The sequence below is a fragment of the Sphingomonas sp. genome, assembly GCF_035910975.1.
Lineage (GTDB): Bacteria > Pseudomonadota > Alphaproteobacteria > Sphingomonadales > Sphingomonadaceae > Sphingomonas.
The window spans coordinates 317,582-330,094 of the sequence record NZ_JAMHWM010000039.1 but is presented as its reverse complement, the minus strand read 5'-3'; the positions used below and the strand labels follow the sequence as shown (position 1 = coordinate 330,094).

The 12,513-nt window shown below is 65.9% G+C and carries 12 protein-coding genes and 1 tRNA gene; 5 read left to right on the top strand and 8 right to left on the bottom strand.

The genetic code is table 11. From position 1 onward, the window contains the following. Positions 1-278: 278 nt before the first annotated feature. From VYI76_RS14920 to VYI76_RS14910, 3 genes are all read right to left on the bottom strand, one after another. Complete coding sequence (locus VYI76_RS14920) at positions 279-1,310, bottom strand: serine/threonine-protein kinase (RefSeq protein WP_326525571.1); 1,032 nt, start codon at positions 1,308-1,310, stop codon at positions 279-281. Further along, a complete protein-coding gene (locus tag VYI76_RS14915; protein WP_326525570.1) occupies positions 1,310-1,783 on the bottom strand; it encodes a hypothetical protein in 474 nt (157 codons plus the stop codon). The genes VYI76_RS14920 and VYI76_RS14915 overlap by 1 nt, the downstream gene beginning before the upstream one ends. Before the next feature lie 188 nt (positions 1,784-1,971). Continuing rightward, positions 1,972-2,046, bottom strand: a tRNA-Thr gene (locus tag VYI76_RS14910). Positions 2,047-2,127: 81 nt separating this feature from the next. Between VYI76_RS14910 and VYI76_RS14905 the strand changes: the two genes are divergently transcribed. Continuing rightward, positions 2,128-2,274 (top strand): hypothetical protein, encoded by a 147-nt coding sequence (locus tag VYI76_RS14905; RefSeq protein ID WP_326525569.1) that lies wholly within the window; start codon positions 2,128-2,130, stop codon positions 2,272-2,274. Here VYI76_RS14905 and VYI76_RS14900 read toward each other — a convergent pair. Next, entirely contained in the window at positions 2,259-2,399 is a 141-nt protein-coding gene (locus VYI76_RS14900; RefSeq protein ID WP_326525568.1) for a hypothetical protein, read from the bottom strand. The genes VYI76_RS14905 and VYI76_RS14900 overlap by 16 nt on opposite strands. Continuing rightward, the gene (locus VYI76_RS14895; RefSeq protein ID WP_326525567.1) at positions 2,372-4,174 is read right to left on the bottom strand and encodes an aminopeptidase P family protein; all 1,803 of its coding nucleotides are present in this window, start codon (positions 4,172-4,174) and stop codon (positions 2,372-2,374) included. Before VYI76_RS14895 ends, VYI76_RS14900 begins: the two co-directional genes overlap by 28 nt. Before the next feature lie 35 nt (positions 4,175-4,209). On the opposite strand from VYI76_RS14895, the gene VYI76_RS14890 reads away from it, so the two are divergent. Both VYI76_RS14890 and VYI76_RS14885 read left to right on the top strand, forming a co-directional pair. Further along, the gene (locus VYI76_RS14890) at positions 4,210-6,267 is read left to right on the top strand and encodes a S9 family peptidase (RefSeq protein WP_326525566.1); all 2,058 of its coding nucleotides are present in this window, start codon (positions 4,210-4,212) and stop codon (positions 6,265-6,267) included. Next, complete coding sequence (locus VYI76_RS14885; protein ID WP_326525565.1) at positions 6,264-6,710, top strand: DUF2059 domain-containing protein; 447 nt, start codon at positions 6,264-6,266, stop codon at positions 6,708-6,710. The genes VYI76_RS14890 and VYI76_RS14885 overlap by 4 nt, the downstream gene beginning before the upstream one ends. Before the next feature lie 82 nt (positions 6,711-6,792). Here VYI76_RS14885 and VYI76_RS14880 read toward each other — a convergent pair whose 3' ends face one another. Both VYI76_RS14880 and VYI76_RS14875 read right to left on the bottom strand, forming a co-directional pair. Beyond that, positions 6,793-7,149 (bottom strand): GntR family transcriptional regulator, encoded by a 357-nt coding sequence (locus VYI76_RS14880; RefSeq protein ID WP_326525564.1) that lies wholly within the window; start codon positions 7,147-7,149, stop codon positions 6,793-6,795. Between the two features lie 37 nt (positions 7,150-7,186). Beyond that, on the bottom strand, positions 7,187-7,765 hold the full coding sequence (locus VYI76_RS14875; RefSeq protein ID WP_326525563.1) for a nitroreductase family protein: 579 nt from the start codon (positions 7,763-7,765) through the stop codon (positions 7,187-7,189). A 174-nt stretch (positions 7,766-7,939) separates the two neighbouring features. Here VYI76_RS14875 and VYI76_RS14870 point away from each other — a divergent pair, with 174 nt between their 5' ends. Continuing rightward, positions 7,940-9,493 carry a peptide MFS transporter gene (locus VYI76_RS14870; protein ID WP_326525562.1) on the top strand — a complete coding sequence of 518 codons (1,554 nt, stop codon included), beginning with the start codon at positions 7,940-7,942 and terminating at the stop codon, positions 9,491-9,493. Between the two features lie 134 nt (positions 9,494-9,627). Further along, positions 9,628-10,434 (top strand): MipA/OmpV family protein, encoded by an 807-nt coding sequence (locus VYI76_RS14865; protein WP_326525561.1) that lies wholly within the window; start codon positions 9,628-9,630, stop codon positions 10,432-10,434. A 132-nt stretch (positions 10,435-10,566) separates the two neighbouring features. Here VYI76_RS14865 and acs read toward each other — a convergent pair whose 3' ends face one another. Then, the gene (acs, locus tag VYI76_RS14860; protein ID WP_326525560.1) at positions 10,567-12,504 is read right to left on the bottom strand and encodes an acetate--CoA ligase; all 1,938 of its coding nucleotides are present in this window, start codon (positions 12,502-12,504) and stop codon (positions 10,567-10,569) included. Between the last annotated feature and the right edge of the window lie 9 nt (positions 12,505-12,513).

The following is a 12,513-nucleotide window of genomic DNA, read 5'->3' as shown; positions in this document are numbered from 1 at the left end:
TTCATCCACAGATGATTCACCTTTTGTTCACAGCTTGGTCCACATGATGGCGGGGAGCCGATGAGTCGCAAGTCGCCTAATCTGACCCTGAGTCTGCCGACATGCCGTCATTGCGGCCGCTACTGGCGACCCGCGCCGGGTGTTGTGGCCGACGCCGCCTATTGCAAGAAGTGTTCAAAGGACCGCCATATGATTGCGGCGTCGCAGCTGGGCCTTAAGCGGCTCAGCAACGCCGACTTCAAAGGTGGCTTCCTTCTCCCACGGCGATTGCGGTCAAGCTAGGCGCCGAAGAAAGAGCGGAGGCCCGCTACGGCGTGTGCTTGCCCGACGATGCCGCCGGAGCCGTCTAGTGATCGAGATCGGCCGTTGCCAGTTGGATCACTCCACGCACGCCACCGATGTTTTCGCGATGAAATGCGTTCCCATTCGACGTGTATGCGCCGCTGTCCTTTTGCCTGCTCCCACCTTACCATTTCCGGCTTGACCTCGACGGTCCACAGCGGATCGACGCCGAGTGCGGCGAGGCCGGCAAGGGCTTGGTTGGCATTCTGGAAACGCCCCGCCGGGTTGTCATTGAGTGTTCGGCGGATAAACGTTCGCCACGCCTTGGGTATGTGCGGGAGCCACTTCAGGGTGTCCGCGAAGCCCCCGTTCTCGATGAGTAGGCGAGGATTGGGCGCCTCCTCGTACCAAACCTTGCCGTGCAAAAGACGAAAGAGTGTCATGCCGACCGCCCAGATGTCGCTCTTCGCGCTAGTCGGGCCGTTGTGCCAGCACTCGTAAGCGATGTGATCACTGTACCCCGCCTGAGAGCCGTAACCTAAAAGCAGATCGTCCGTGACCAAGCCGAAATCAGCGAGCTTCGCGACTCCATGCCGGTCGAGGAGAATGTTGGCGGGCTTAATGTCACGGTGAAGCATGCTGCGCGAATGCAGCGCCCCAAGCCCTAGCAGCACCTCGGTGGCGACCTTCTTCACGGCTCGCAGCGACATGGGGCCGCTCTCGAACTTCTTCTGAAGCGAGCCGCCAGCACAGTATTCCATGCAGATGACCACGCTGTCCCCGTTGTCGCCCTCGACCACGTGATGAACTTGGACGACATTGCGGTGGGTGGCCTTTGAGAGATGCTGGGCCTCGTTCAGTGAGCCGCCCTTGTAAAGCTGCCACCGATCATCATCGTGTTGTGCCTCGCGGCTCAAGACCTTCACCGCGACGGCACCGTGAGCGGGATCGACGCCGTGGAACACTTCCCCGAAGTGCCCATTGCCGATCTTGGTGCCCAGTTGGAGACCCGAGACGTAACCCACCATCAGGCGTTCCTCGCCGCGATGAGCAGCATCGCGATCTCACGGCTCATTTTCCGAAGCTTGCCGCCAGTGGTGTTCTCGGCCCAGAAAGTGTCGTCGGCGACGTACTCATCAACCTTTCGGTCGCCATAGGTGCGACTGATAACACCCTTCTTAAGTTGTGAGACCGATGCGACGGATGCCCCAGCCGCAATCACGACGCCGCGGACCTCGGCACTTTCCAACATGCCCAACTTCGCCGCGCCCTTGCCCGTGACCGCGCTCGCTTTTACAAACACGGTCTCGATGCCATTCTCGCGAATGTAGTCGGCGCATTGCTGATGCAGGACACTGTAGGCCGCGGCTCGGTCGCCTTTCTGTACCTTCCAAGTATCATCATCGAGCACCACTATGGGGCCGTCGTCGTCCGGGACTTCCACATCAACGTAGGTCACGCCTTCTTTCGAGGCGCTCAGCCCCAGCCATCGTTCCGACATCCGCTCCACCTCTTTGTTGGGACCTGTACTACACTGGTGCCACCAATGGAGGAAGGGAAGGAGAACAAAGCAGTGCTATGCCAAAGTGGAGCGAACAGCTTTAGCTACCCTCTTCGCTACCCCCATTTCGAGCCCATAACGGATGCCCCAGAGGGGTGAATTTAACATTATGATTTAGAAGGAGAAAATGGTGCTGCCGGTGAGGATTGAACTCACGACCTCAGCCTTACCAAGGATGCGCTCTACCACTGAGCTACGGCAGCACTGGCCCGGACGGGAGGCGGCTCAAGAGCGGATCGGCCGGTGATTGTCAAGGCGATACGCGACAGATTATTGCGGACGCCATGACGAACGACGAACGCAGGGCCCGGCTGGCCACCGAACTGAGGGCGAACCTGCACCGGCGCAAGGCGCAGGCGCGCGCCGTGGCGGCGCAGGGCGCGCCACAAGGCGACGACCGGCCGACCCCGCTGGATCAGCCGGAGAAATAGCGCGTCGCCGCCACCGCCGCGTCGCCGACCAGTCCGGCGAGCAGGTAGATGACGACCAGCGCCAGCAGCGCGCAGGCGACGTGCGCGCACGATTCGCCTAGGCCGCAGCTCCGACGCGCGCGCATTTGCGGATCAGCCATTCGCGATCCTCTCCATCCAGCGCCGGGCCGATCCTGTCGACGACCTCGGCGTGGTAGGTATTGAGCCATGAGAGTTCGGCCGACGTCAAGAGCGTCGTATCGATCAGGTCGCGCTCGATCGGCGCGAAGGTGAGCGTCTCGAACCCCAGCATCGGCCCTTCCGCCCCGGCGATCTCGCGCGGTTCGACCAGCACCAGATTCTCGATGCGGATGCCGTATTCGCCCGCCTTGTAATAGCCGGGCTCGTTGGAGAGGATCATGCCGGCGCGCAGCGGCTCCATCGGGCCGCCGCCGGGATAATTGGGCTTGGCGATGCGCTGTGGCCCTTCATGCACCGACAGGTACGCGCCGACGCCGTGGCCGACGCCGTGCGCGAAATCGAGCCCCGCCTCCCACAACGGCCGTCGCGCGAAGCTGTCGAGTTGCGCGCCCATGGTCCCGTCGGGGAACACCGCGGTAGCGATCGCGATATGCCCCTTGAGCACGCGGGTGAAGCGATCGCACATTTCGGCGGTGGGTTCGCCGACCGGCACCACGCGGGTGATGTCGGTGGTGCCGTCGGCCCACTGCCCGCCCGAATCGATCAGGTAGAGCTGGCCGCGCTCGATCCGCGCGTCGCTGTCGGCATCGGCCTTGTAATGCGGGCTGGCGCCGTGTTCGCCGGTCGCGGAGATGCTGTCGAACGACAGATCGACCGCCCCGGCCGCCTCGCGAAGCCGCTGGAGATGATCGGACGCGGCGATCTCCGTCAGGCCGCCCTTCGGCGCCTCCGCCTCGATCCAGCGCAGGAACCGCGCCATCACCGCGCCGTCGCGGGCCTGTGCGGCACGATGGCCGGAAGTTTCGGCCGGGTTCTTGATCGCGCGCGGCAGGACGGTGGGATCGCGCATCGCGAGGATCGTCGCCCCGCCCTGCCCCAGCGCGTCGAACACCGCCGCGACCGAGCGTTCGGGATCGACCGCGACACGCTTGCCGCGCATCTCGTGGAGCGCCGGCGCGAAGGCGGTGCGGGGGAGCACACGCACGGCGTTGCCGAGATGCTGGGCGACCGCGTCGGTCATCTTTTCCGGCGCGACATAGAGATCGGCGGTGCCGTCCGCGTGGACGATGGCGAAGGCGAGCGCGACCGGGGTGTGCGACACGTCTGCACCGCGCACGTTGAATGTCCAGGCGATCGAATCGAGCGCGGAGAGCACCGCAGCATCGGCCTGTTGCGACGCCAGCCAGTCGGCGACGTCGGCGCGCTTCGCGGCCGACGACTTGCCGGCGAGGTCGTCGGACTGGACGGCGAGCGTCGCGTCGGACGGCTGCGGCCGGTCCGGCCACACGGCGTCGACCGGATTGGTCTCCACCGCGACCAGCTCGGCACCCTGTCCGGCCAGCGCCTTCGCCGCCTCCTCCACCCAGGCGCGGGTGTGGAGCCATGGATCATAGCCGATCCGCGCACCCGCAGGCGCATTGGCGCGCAGCCATTCGGCGACCGATGTGCCCGGCACCGCGACATAATCCCAGTCGTCGCCCGATACCTGCTGGCGCACCTGGAGCGTATAGCGCCCGTCGGTGAAGATCGCCGCCGCCGCCGGCAGCACGGCGGCGGTGCCGGCCGAGCCCTGGAACCCCGTCAGCCATTCGAGCCGGCGAGCATAGCTGCCGACATATTCGGACATGTGTTCGTCGGTGAGCGGTACGACGAAGCCGTCGAGGCGCTGTTCGGCGAGCTGGGCACGGAGTGCGGCGAGGCGGTCACGATAGGTGGACATGGCGTCCTTCTAATCCTTCGGTTAGGCGGGGGTCCATGACCGATCTCACGCCCCCCGTCGCCGCGCGCCGACCATCGACCACCACCCACCATGGCATCGAATTGACCGACGACTGGGCATGGCTGCGCGACGCCGGCTACCCAAAGGTGACCGACGCCGAGGTGCTGGCGTATCTGGAGGCGGAGAACGCCTATTTCGAGAGCGTCATGGCGCCGCTCAAGCCGCTGGCCGACACGCTGTTCCAGGAGATGCGGGGGCGGATCAAGGAGGATGACGCGACCGTTCCGCAGAAGGACGGCGACTGGCTGTACTGGAGCGATTTCGAGACTGGAGGGGAGTATCGGCGCTGGTGGAGGAAGCCGGTAGCGGGCGGTGACGACCAGTTGATCCTCGACGAGCCGGCGTTGGCGAAGGGCAAGGAGTATTTCCGGCTGGGCGGCCTTTCGGTCAGCAACGACGGACGGCTGCTGGCCTATGCCTATGACGATAATGGTTCCGAACGCTTCCTGCTGCGGGTGAAGAACCTCGAAACCGGCGAACACCTGCCCGATGAGATCCCCGGCCTGCTCAGCGACATCGTGTGGACCGCCGACGACGCGGGCTTCCTCTACGGGCTCGCCAACGACCAGTGGCGCACCGACAACGCCCGCTACCACCGGCTGGGCACCGATCCCAAGGACGACGTCGAACTCTATCACGAGGATGACGAGGGCTACCGCGTGTCGGTCGGCGAGACGTCGTCGCGCGAATGGATCGTCATCGCGACCGGCGACCATGTGACGAGCGAGGTGCGGTTGTTGCCCGCCGACGACGTGTTCGCCGAACCCATATTGGTCGCGCCGCGCCAGCCGGGCCGCGAGTACGACGTCGATGAGCATGACGGCACGCTCTACATCCACACCAACGACACCGATCCGATGTGGCGGCTGGTCACCGCGCCGGTTTCTGCGCCGGGTGACTGGTCCGAGCTGATCGGCCCGTCGGACAATTTCTACATGACCGGCGTCGCCACCTTCGCCGATTTCTTCGTGGTCGAGGGGCGCGAGGACGGGCTCGACCAGATCGAGATCCATTATTACGACGGACGGCCCAAGCGCCGCATCGCCTTCCCCGAGGCGAGCTATGTCGCCGATCTGGGCGACAATCCCGAATATGCGGTCGATACGCTGCGGCTGTCGTACCAGTCGATGGTCACGCCGGGCACGGTCTTCGACTATGCGCTCTCCGACGGGGCGATGACGACGCGCAAGGTCCAGACGATCCCGTCGGGCTATGACCCGTCGAAATATCGCACCGAGCGGCTGAAGATCGCCGCGCGCGACGGCGTCGAGGTGCCGTGCTCGGTCGTCTATCCGAAGGACTTCCCGAAGGACGGATCGGGCAAGCTCTATCTCTACGCCTATGGCGCCTATGGCCACGCGATCCCGCCGGGATTCTCGACCGGCCGCATGTCGTACCTCGACCGCGGCATGGCCTTCGCCATCGCCCATATCCGCGGCGGCGACGACCTGGGCCAGCAATGGTATCACGACGGCAAGCTCACGAAGCGCACCAACACGTTCAACGATTTCGTCGATGTGGCGAAGGGGCTGATCGAACGCGGCTTCAGCCATGAAGGCGGCATCGCCATCGCCGGGGGATCGGCGGGCGGCGAACTGATGGGCGCCGTCGTCAATTCGCACCCGCATCTGTGGGGCGCGGTGGTGGCCGACGTGCCGTTCGTCGACGTGCTCAACACCATGCTCGACGCCAGCCTGCCGCTGACGCCAGGCGAATGGCCCGAATGGGGCAACCCGATCGAGGACCGCGACGCGTTCGAACTGATCCGCAGCTATTCGCCGTACGATAATGTGAAGCGCCAGGATTATCCGCCGCTGTTCATCTCGGGCGGGCTAAACGATCCGCGCGTGACCTATTGGGAACCGGCGAAGTGGGCGGCGAAGCTGCGCGCGACTAAGACCGACGAGAATATCCTGCTGCTCAAGACCAACATGGGCGCCGGACACGGCGGCAAGTCCGGCCGGTGGGAGAGCCTGAAGGAAGCGGCCGAGGAGATGGCGTTCGTGCTGTGGCAGCTGGGGATGGCGAAATGATCGTGCTGGCGCTGCTGCTCCAGGCGGCGGCGCCCGCACCGAGCGCGGAGGCGCTGAAGCTGGGCGTCGAGGTCGCGCAGGCGGGCACCTTCGGCCGGATCGCGCCGTTGCTGATCGAGCAGCAGACCGACGAGCTGGTGCGCGAGACGCCGGGGCTGACGCTGGCCGAACAGGCGCGGCTGCGCGAGATCGCCGCCCAGACCGGCAAGGCGGGCGTCGCGCGGGTGACCGAGCGGATGGGCTTCGCCTATGCGCAGGCCCTCTCGGTGGCGGATTTGCGCGCGGTGCTGGCCTTCGCACGCACCGACGCGGCCCGCCGCTATCGCGCTGCCGAACCCAATGCGATGGCGACGGCGACGCAGACGATGGGCGGGCTCGATTTCAAGCGCGACGTGCTGAAGGCGCTGTGCGCGAAGACCGGCAAGGGGTGCGAGAAGAAGTAGCGGTAGTCTGGCAGCGGGGCCTCTGGGCGTCGCCGGGCCTTGATTGCACGAGATCCCAGCTTTCGCTGGGATGACGGACATGTCAGGCGGTCTCGCGTTCCAGCAGTTCCACCGCATCGAGGCCGAGCAGATCGATATGCGCCTTCACGCGCGGCCATTGCCCTTTGAGGAACCGGTCGCGTTCAGCGGCGCGCAGCGCCTCGACCGCGCCGGGCAGCACGAACATGCCGACGCCGCGGCGGACCTCAACATAGCCGCCGTCCTGAAAGCTCTGATACGCCTTCGCCACCGTCAGAGGATTGGCGCCCCGTTCTGCCGCATAGGCGCGAACCGAGGGGAGCTGGTCGCCTGCGCGATACTCGCCGCGCAGGATCGCGGCGGCGATGCCGGCGCGGAGTTTCAGGTAGACGGGGCTGTCGTCGTGATCCAGGGCTGCCATGCTGTCATAATACAGCGTTTCGCCGCGCCGTCCAGTCCTATTCGCCCCAGATCGATAGCACCGCATCGACTGTCGGGCGGGGACGCTCCTCCAATGGCTTCGAGGGTGATCCGAGGAAGACGAAGCCGGCAATCCGTTCGTGCCGTGCGCCGAACGCATCACGCACCCGGTCGTCGAACGCCGCCCAGCCGGTCAGCCAGCCGCCGACGAAGCCGTAGGCGGTCGCCGCGTTGAGCAGCTGCATGCAGGCGGCGCCAGCCGACAGTTCCTGCTCCCACGCCGGGATATGGCTTTCGGTGCGGGGCGAGGACAGCACGACGACCAGCGCGGGCGCCTGGTGCGCGAACTGGTCGATCGCCTCTATCTCCAGCCGCTTGGCCTCGGGCCGGGTCGCCAGATAGGCGTTGCGGAGCACGCCCGCGAACGCGTCGCGGCGGTGCGCCGGCACGACGACGAAGCGCCATGGCGCGAGCTTGCCGTGATCGGGCACGCGCAGCGCGAGACTGACGATGCTGGCAAGCTGGGTCGAATCCGGCCCCGGCGCGATCATGTCGCGCGGCTTGCCCGAACGGCGGGTGGCGAGCATCGCCATCGGCGAGGTGAGGTCGTTGAACATCGCCCGGACCTAAAGGCCGCATTGCCGGGCGACAACACCCCTTGGCAAGATCGCCCGGTCCGCTAGGCTTGCGGATCATGCCTGAAGGCGAACAGCCGCCTTGGCGACCCGTATACCGGGGGGGAGTATCCAAACGTGCCCATCATTCCATCTATCGCGCTAGGCTTCCTTGCGATGCTGCTCCTCGGTGGCGGCTATATCGCGACCACGAGCAAGCCTGAGGTACTCGGACATCCGAAAGGACTGTACGTCCTGTTCTTCGCCGAGATGTGGGAGCGTTTTTCCTTCTACGGCATGCGCGCGCTGCTGATCTTCTATCTGACCAAGCACTGGCTGTTCGCGGATGGTCCGGCCAACCTTGTCTACGGCGCCTATGCGAGCCTGGTCTATATCACCCCGGTACTCGGCGGCTACCTGGCCGATCGCTGGCTGGGGCAGCGCAAGGCGGTGCTGTTCGGCGCCATCCTGCTGAGCCTGGGCCATCTGCTGATGGCGGTAGAGGGAGATGGTGGGCAGGATTCCACCGCGATCAACGTTTTCTGGCTGGCGCTCGCCTTCATCATCGTCGGATCGGGCTTCCTGAAAGCCAACATATCCGTGATGGTCGGCCAACTCTACCCTCGCACCGACGTGCGGCGCGACGGTGCTTACACCATCTTCTACGTCGGCATTAATGTCGGCGCCGCGCTTGGCGTTGTCTTGGCCGGCTGGCTCGGCGAGACCTACGGCTGGTCATACGGCTTCGGGGCAGCAGGCATCGGGATGATCCTGGGGCTTGTCGTGTTCGTGCTTGGCAAGTCGCTGCTGCAAGGCGCGGGCGAGGCCCCCCGTCCCCTGTCCAAGTCTCGGGAATGGTCGCTGTACGGCATCGGCGTTGCGGCGATCGCGGTGATGTGGGGACTGATCCAGTACGTGGACGTGATCCAGACGCTGTTGATCATCTCGGGCGTCAGCCTGCTCGGCTACGTCCTCTATGAATCCTTCAAACTGGAACCCCATGCACGCGATCGCATGTTTGCCATCCTGTTCCTGATAGCGCTCAACCCGTTATTCTGGGGCCTGTTCGAACAGGCCGGCGGATCGTTGAACCTCTATACCGATCGCTTTGTCGATCGTGGTGGCGTGCCGGCATCGCTGTTTCAATCGATCAACGCGATCTACATCGTTTTGCTGGGGCCGGTTTTCGCGGCGCTATGGGTATGGCTTGGCAAGCGCGGCTGGGAGCCATCGGCGCCGGCCAAATTCGGCCTGGCGCTGGCTCAGGTCGGGATTTCGTTTCTGGTCTTCGTATGGGGCGCTCAGTCGGTCGGGCTGGCGGTGCTGACGCCCGTCATCTTCGTCTTCCTCATCTACCTGTTCCAGACCACGGGCGAGTTGTGCCTGTCGCCGGTCGGTCTCAGCGCGATGAACCGGCTCGCGCCCAAGTTCCTGGCGTCTCTCATCATGGGCGCGTGGTTTTACATGACCGCTGTCGGCAATTTCGTCGCGGGCAAGATCGGCGAGGCGACAGGCGGAGAATCGGGTGAAATGACGAAGGAAGGCACGCTGGCGGTCTATTCGACGATCGGCTGGTGGACGGTCGGCATCGCCCTGGCGGTCCTGGTCGTCAGTCCGCTCATCAAGAAACTCATGCACCTCGACACGCTGAAGGACGACGACCTCGCCGGCCAGGCCGGGCTTGCCGAGCCGCAGGCCGCGGGCGTCGATATCACGAAGGAACGAATCTAGGGTCAGGCGGGGCGAGCCAGACTCGCCCCCGCCGAACCTCTATCCGGAAATATCTTTTGCACGTCGGCCCTTGCGGTGGATCGCTCGGGCGGGAGCAGCGTTGTGCCCCCCGCGCAACGATCAAGGACTCCGCGATGCCGCATCTCCGACACCACCGCCCCCTCCCCCATCGCGCGGGGGCGGTTGCGATCGGCCTCGCGATCGCGGTGGCCCCGGTTGCCGCCACCGCGCAGGATGGCGAGCAGCCGCGCCGCACGCGCGTGATCGTCGGGCCCGCCGTCACACCCGCCTTCCCCGGTGCGGATCGCTACGCCATCCGTCCGTACGTCGACCTGTCACGCACCCGCGCGTCGCAGTTCGACTATGAGGCACCCGACGAAAGCACCAGCATCGCGCTGATCGACAGCGACGGCTTTTCGTTCGGCCCGGCGATCGGCTTCGAAGGCAAGCGCCGCGCGCGCGACGCCGGAGGGCTGGACGAGGTGAAGTTCTCGGTCGAGCTGGGCGGTGCAGTCGCCTACCGGACCGGCAACATCCGTTTCCTGGCCGAGGCGCGCAAGGGCGTCAGCGGGCACAAGGCGGTGACCGGTATGGTGGGGGTCGACTACATCGCGCGCGACGCCGACAAATGGCTGTTCGCGATCGGCCCGCGCGTGACCTTTGCCGACAACAGATACGCCCGCCGCTATTTCGGGGTCACCGCGGCGGAGGCGCTGCGCACCGGGGTGCCCGCCTTCACCCCCGACGGAGGGGTGACGATGGTCGGCGGAACCGCCAGCCTGCTGCGTCAGTTCGGCGACGGCCCGTGGGGCGTGTTCGGCTTCGCCAAATACGACCGGCTGATCGGCGACGCCGCCGATTCTCCGGTCGTTCGCCGCTTCGGATCACGCGGGCAGCTCGCGGGCGGGGTGGGGATCAGCTATACGTTCGGGGGGCGCTAGAATCTGATCCAGCCGACCTGAATCGGGCCTGGTCTCCGGCAAAGGCCGGGGCGTTGACGATCGCAGGCTCCGGTCGCCACGGTTCCGGCCTTCGCCGGAACACACGGTGTTTCAACTCGGTTGGATCAGACTCTACCCCACCCGGTTCGCCACCAGATCATCAACCACCGCCGGGTCGGCGAGTGTCGAGGTGTCGCCGAGGCTGGAGACGTCGCCTTCCGCGATCTTGCGCAGGATGCGGCGCATGATCTTGCCCGATCGCGTCTTGGGCAGGCCCGGCGCGAACTGGATGGCGTCGGGGGTAGCGATCGGGCCGATCTCGGTGCGCACCCACTGGCGCAGCGCGGCGCGCAGTTCCTCGGACGCCACTTCCCCGGCGTTGAGCGTCACATAGGCATAGATGCCCTGCCCTTTCACGTCGTGCGGCATGCCGACGACTGCGGCTTCAGCCACCCTGGGGTGGAGCACCAGCGCGCTCTCGACCTCGGCGGTGCCCATGCGGTGGCCGCTGACGTTGATGACGTCATCGACCCGGCCGGTGATCCAGTAATAGCCGTCCGCGTCGCGGCGGCAGCCGTCGCCGGTGAAATACTTGCCCGGATAGGTTGTGAAATAGGTCTGGAAGAACCGGTGGTGATCGCCCCACACGGTGCGCATCTGCCCCGGCCAGCTGCGCGTGATGCACAGATTGCCGCTGATCGCGCCGTCGAGCACCTGCCCGCCCTCGTCGACCAGTTGCGGCGCGACGCCGGGCATTGGCTTCGTGGCGGAGCCGGGCTTCAGGTCGGTCGCGCCGGGCATCGGGGCGATCATCGCCGCGCCGGTCTCCGTCTGCCACCAGGTATCGATGATCGGGCAGCGCCCCTCGCCCACCACGTCGTGATACCAGCGCCACGCCTCGGGGTTGATCGGCTCTCCGACGGTGCCCAGCAGCTTCAGCGACGAGCGATCGGTGCGGGTGACGAAATCGTCGCCGTCCTTCATCAGTGCGCGCAACGCCGTGGGGGCGGTGAAGACGGTGTGCACCTGATGCCGGTCGCATATCTGCCAGATGCGGCTGGCGTCGGGCCAGTTGGGCAGCCCTTCGTACATCAGCGTGGTCGCGCCATTGGCGAGCGGTCCGTAGAGGATGTAGCTGTGCCCCGTCACCCAGCCGATGTCGGCGGCGCACCACCACACGTCGCCGGGGCGATAGTCGAAGCACCATTCGTGGGTCAGGCTGGCCCACAGCAGATAGCCGCCGGAGCTGTGCAGCACTCCCTTGGGCTTCCCCGTCGATCCGCTGGTATAGAGGATGAACAGCGGATCCTCCGCCCCCATCGATTCGGCCGGGCAGTCTTCGGACACCTGCGCTGCGGCCTCGTGATACCAGACATCGCGATCGTGCATCGCCACGTCGCCGCCGGTCGCCTGAACGACGATCACGCGCTCCAGGCTGGGCGCGCGTGCGGCGGCGGCATCGACATTGGCCTTCAGCGGGATGCGCTTGCCGCCGCGGCGGCCCTCGTCGGCGGTCACCACCAGCTTCGAATCGCAATCCTGGATGCGCCCGGCCAGCGCGTCGGGCGAGAAGCCGCCGAACACCACCGAATGGATCGCCCCGATCCGCGCGCAGGCGAGAACGGCGAACGCGGCTTCCGGAATCATCGGCATGTAGATGGTGACGCGGTCGCCCTTCCGGGCCCCCTGCGCCTTCAGCACATTGGCGAAGCGGCAGACGTTCTGGTGGAGTTCGAGGTAGGTGAAGCGCTTCGCATCCTCGGCAGGATCGTCGGGCTCCCAGATCAGGGCGATGTCACCACCGCGCGCCGCGAGATGGCGGTCAAGGCAGTTGGCCGCGACGTTCAGCCGCCCGTCGGCGAACCATCGCACGCCGAAATCAGCCTCGTCGAACGAGCTTTCGTCGGCGACGCTGGGCGGCACGAGCCATTCGAGCCGCTTCGCCTGATCCAGCCAGAACCCCGCCGGATCGGCAATCGATCGCGCGTACAGATCGGCATAGCCCGCCGCATCCACCCGCGCCTGCCGCGCCCATGCATCCGGCACTGGATAGAGTTCGCCCTCGGCCATGCCAATCCT

Bases quoted from the DNA above. Each gene is read 5' to 3' on its own strand.
- VYI76_RS14920 (WP_326525571.1), bottom strand. From the start codon at position 1,310: ATGGTGGGTTACGTCTCGGGTCTCCAACTGGGCACCAAGATCGGCAAT.
- VYI76_RS14915 (WP_326525570.1), bottom strand. From the start codon at position 1,783: ATGTCGGAACGATGGCTGGGGCTGAGCGCCTCGAAAGAAGGCGTGACC.
- VYI76_RS14905 (WP_326525569.1), top strand. From the start codon at position 2,128: ATGACGAACGACGAACGCAGGGCCCGGCTGGCCACCGAACTGAGGGCG.
- VYI76_RS14900 (WP_326525568.1), bottom strand. From the start codon at position 2,399: ATGCGCGCGCGTCGGAGCTGCGGCCTAGGCGAATCGTGCGCGCACGTC.
- VYI76_RS14895 (WP_326525567.1), bottom strand. From the start codon at position 4,174: ATGTCCACCTATCGTGACCGCCTCGCCGCACTCCGTGCCCAGCTCGCC.
- VYI76_RS14890 (WP_326525566.1), top strand. From the start codon at position 4,210: ATGACCGATCTCACGCCCCCCGTCGCCGCGCGCCGACCATCGACCACC.
- VYI76_RS14885 (WP_326525565.1), top strand. From the start codon at position 6,264: ATGATCGTGCTGGCGCTGCTGCTCCAGGCGGCGGCGCCCGCACCGAGC.
- VYI76_RS14880 (WP_326525564.1), bottom strand. From the start codon at position 7,149: ATGGCAGCCCTGGATCACGACGACAGCCCCGTCTACCTGAAACTCCGC.
- VYI76_RS14875 (WP_326525563.1), bottom strand. From the start codon at position 7,765: ATGTTCAACGACCTCACCTCGCCGATGGCGATGCTCGCCACCCGCCGT.
- VYI76_RS14870 (WP_326525562.1), top strand. From the start codon at position 7,940: ATGCTGCTCCTCGGTGGCGGCTATATCGCGACCACGAGCAAGCCTGAG.
- VYI76_RS14865 (WP_326525561.1), top strand. From the start codon at position 9,628: ATGCCGCATCTCCGACACCACCGCCCCCTCCCCCATCGCGCGGGGGCG.
- acs (WP_326525560.1), bottom strand. From the start codon at position 12,504: ATGGCCGAGGGCGAACTCTATCCAGTGCCGGATGCATGGGCGCGGCAG.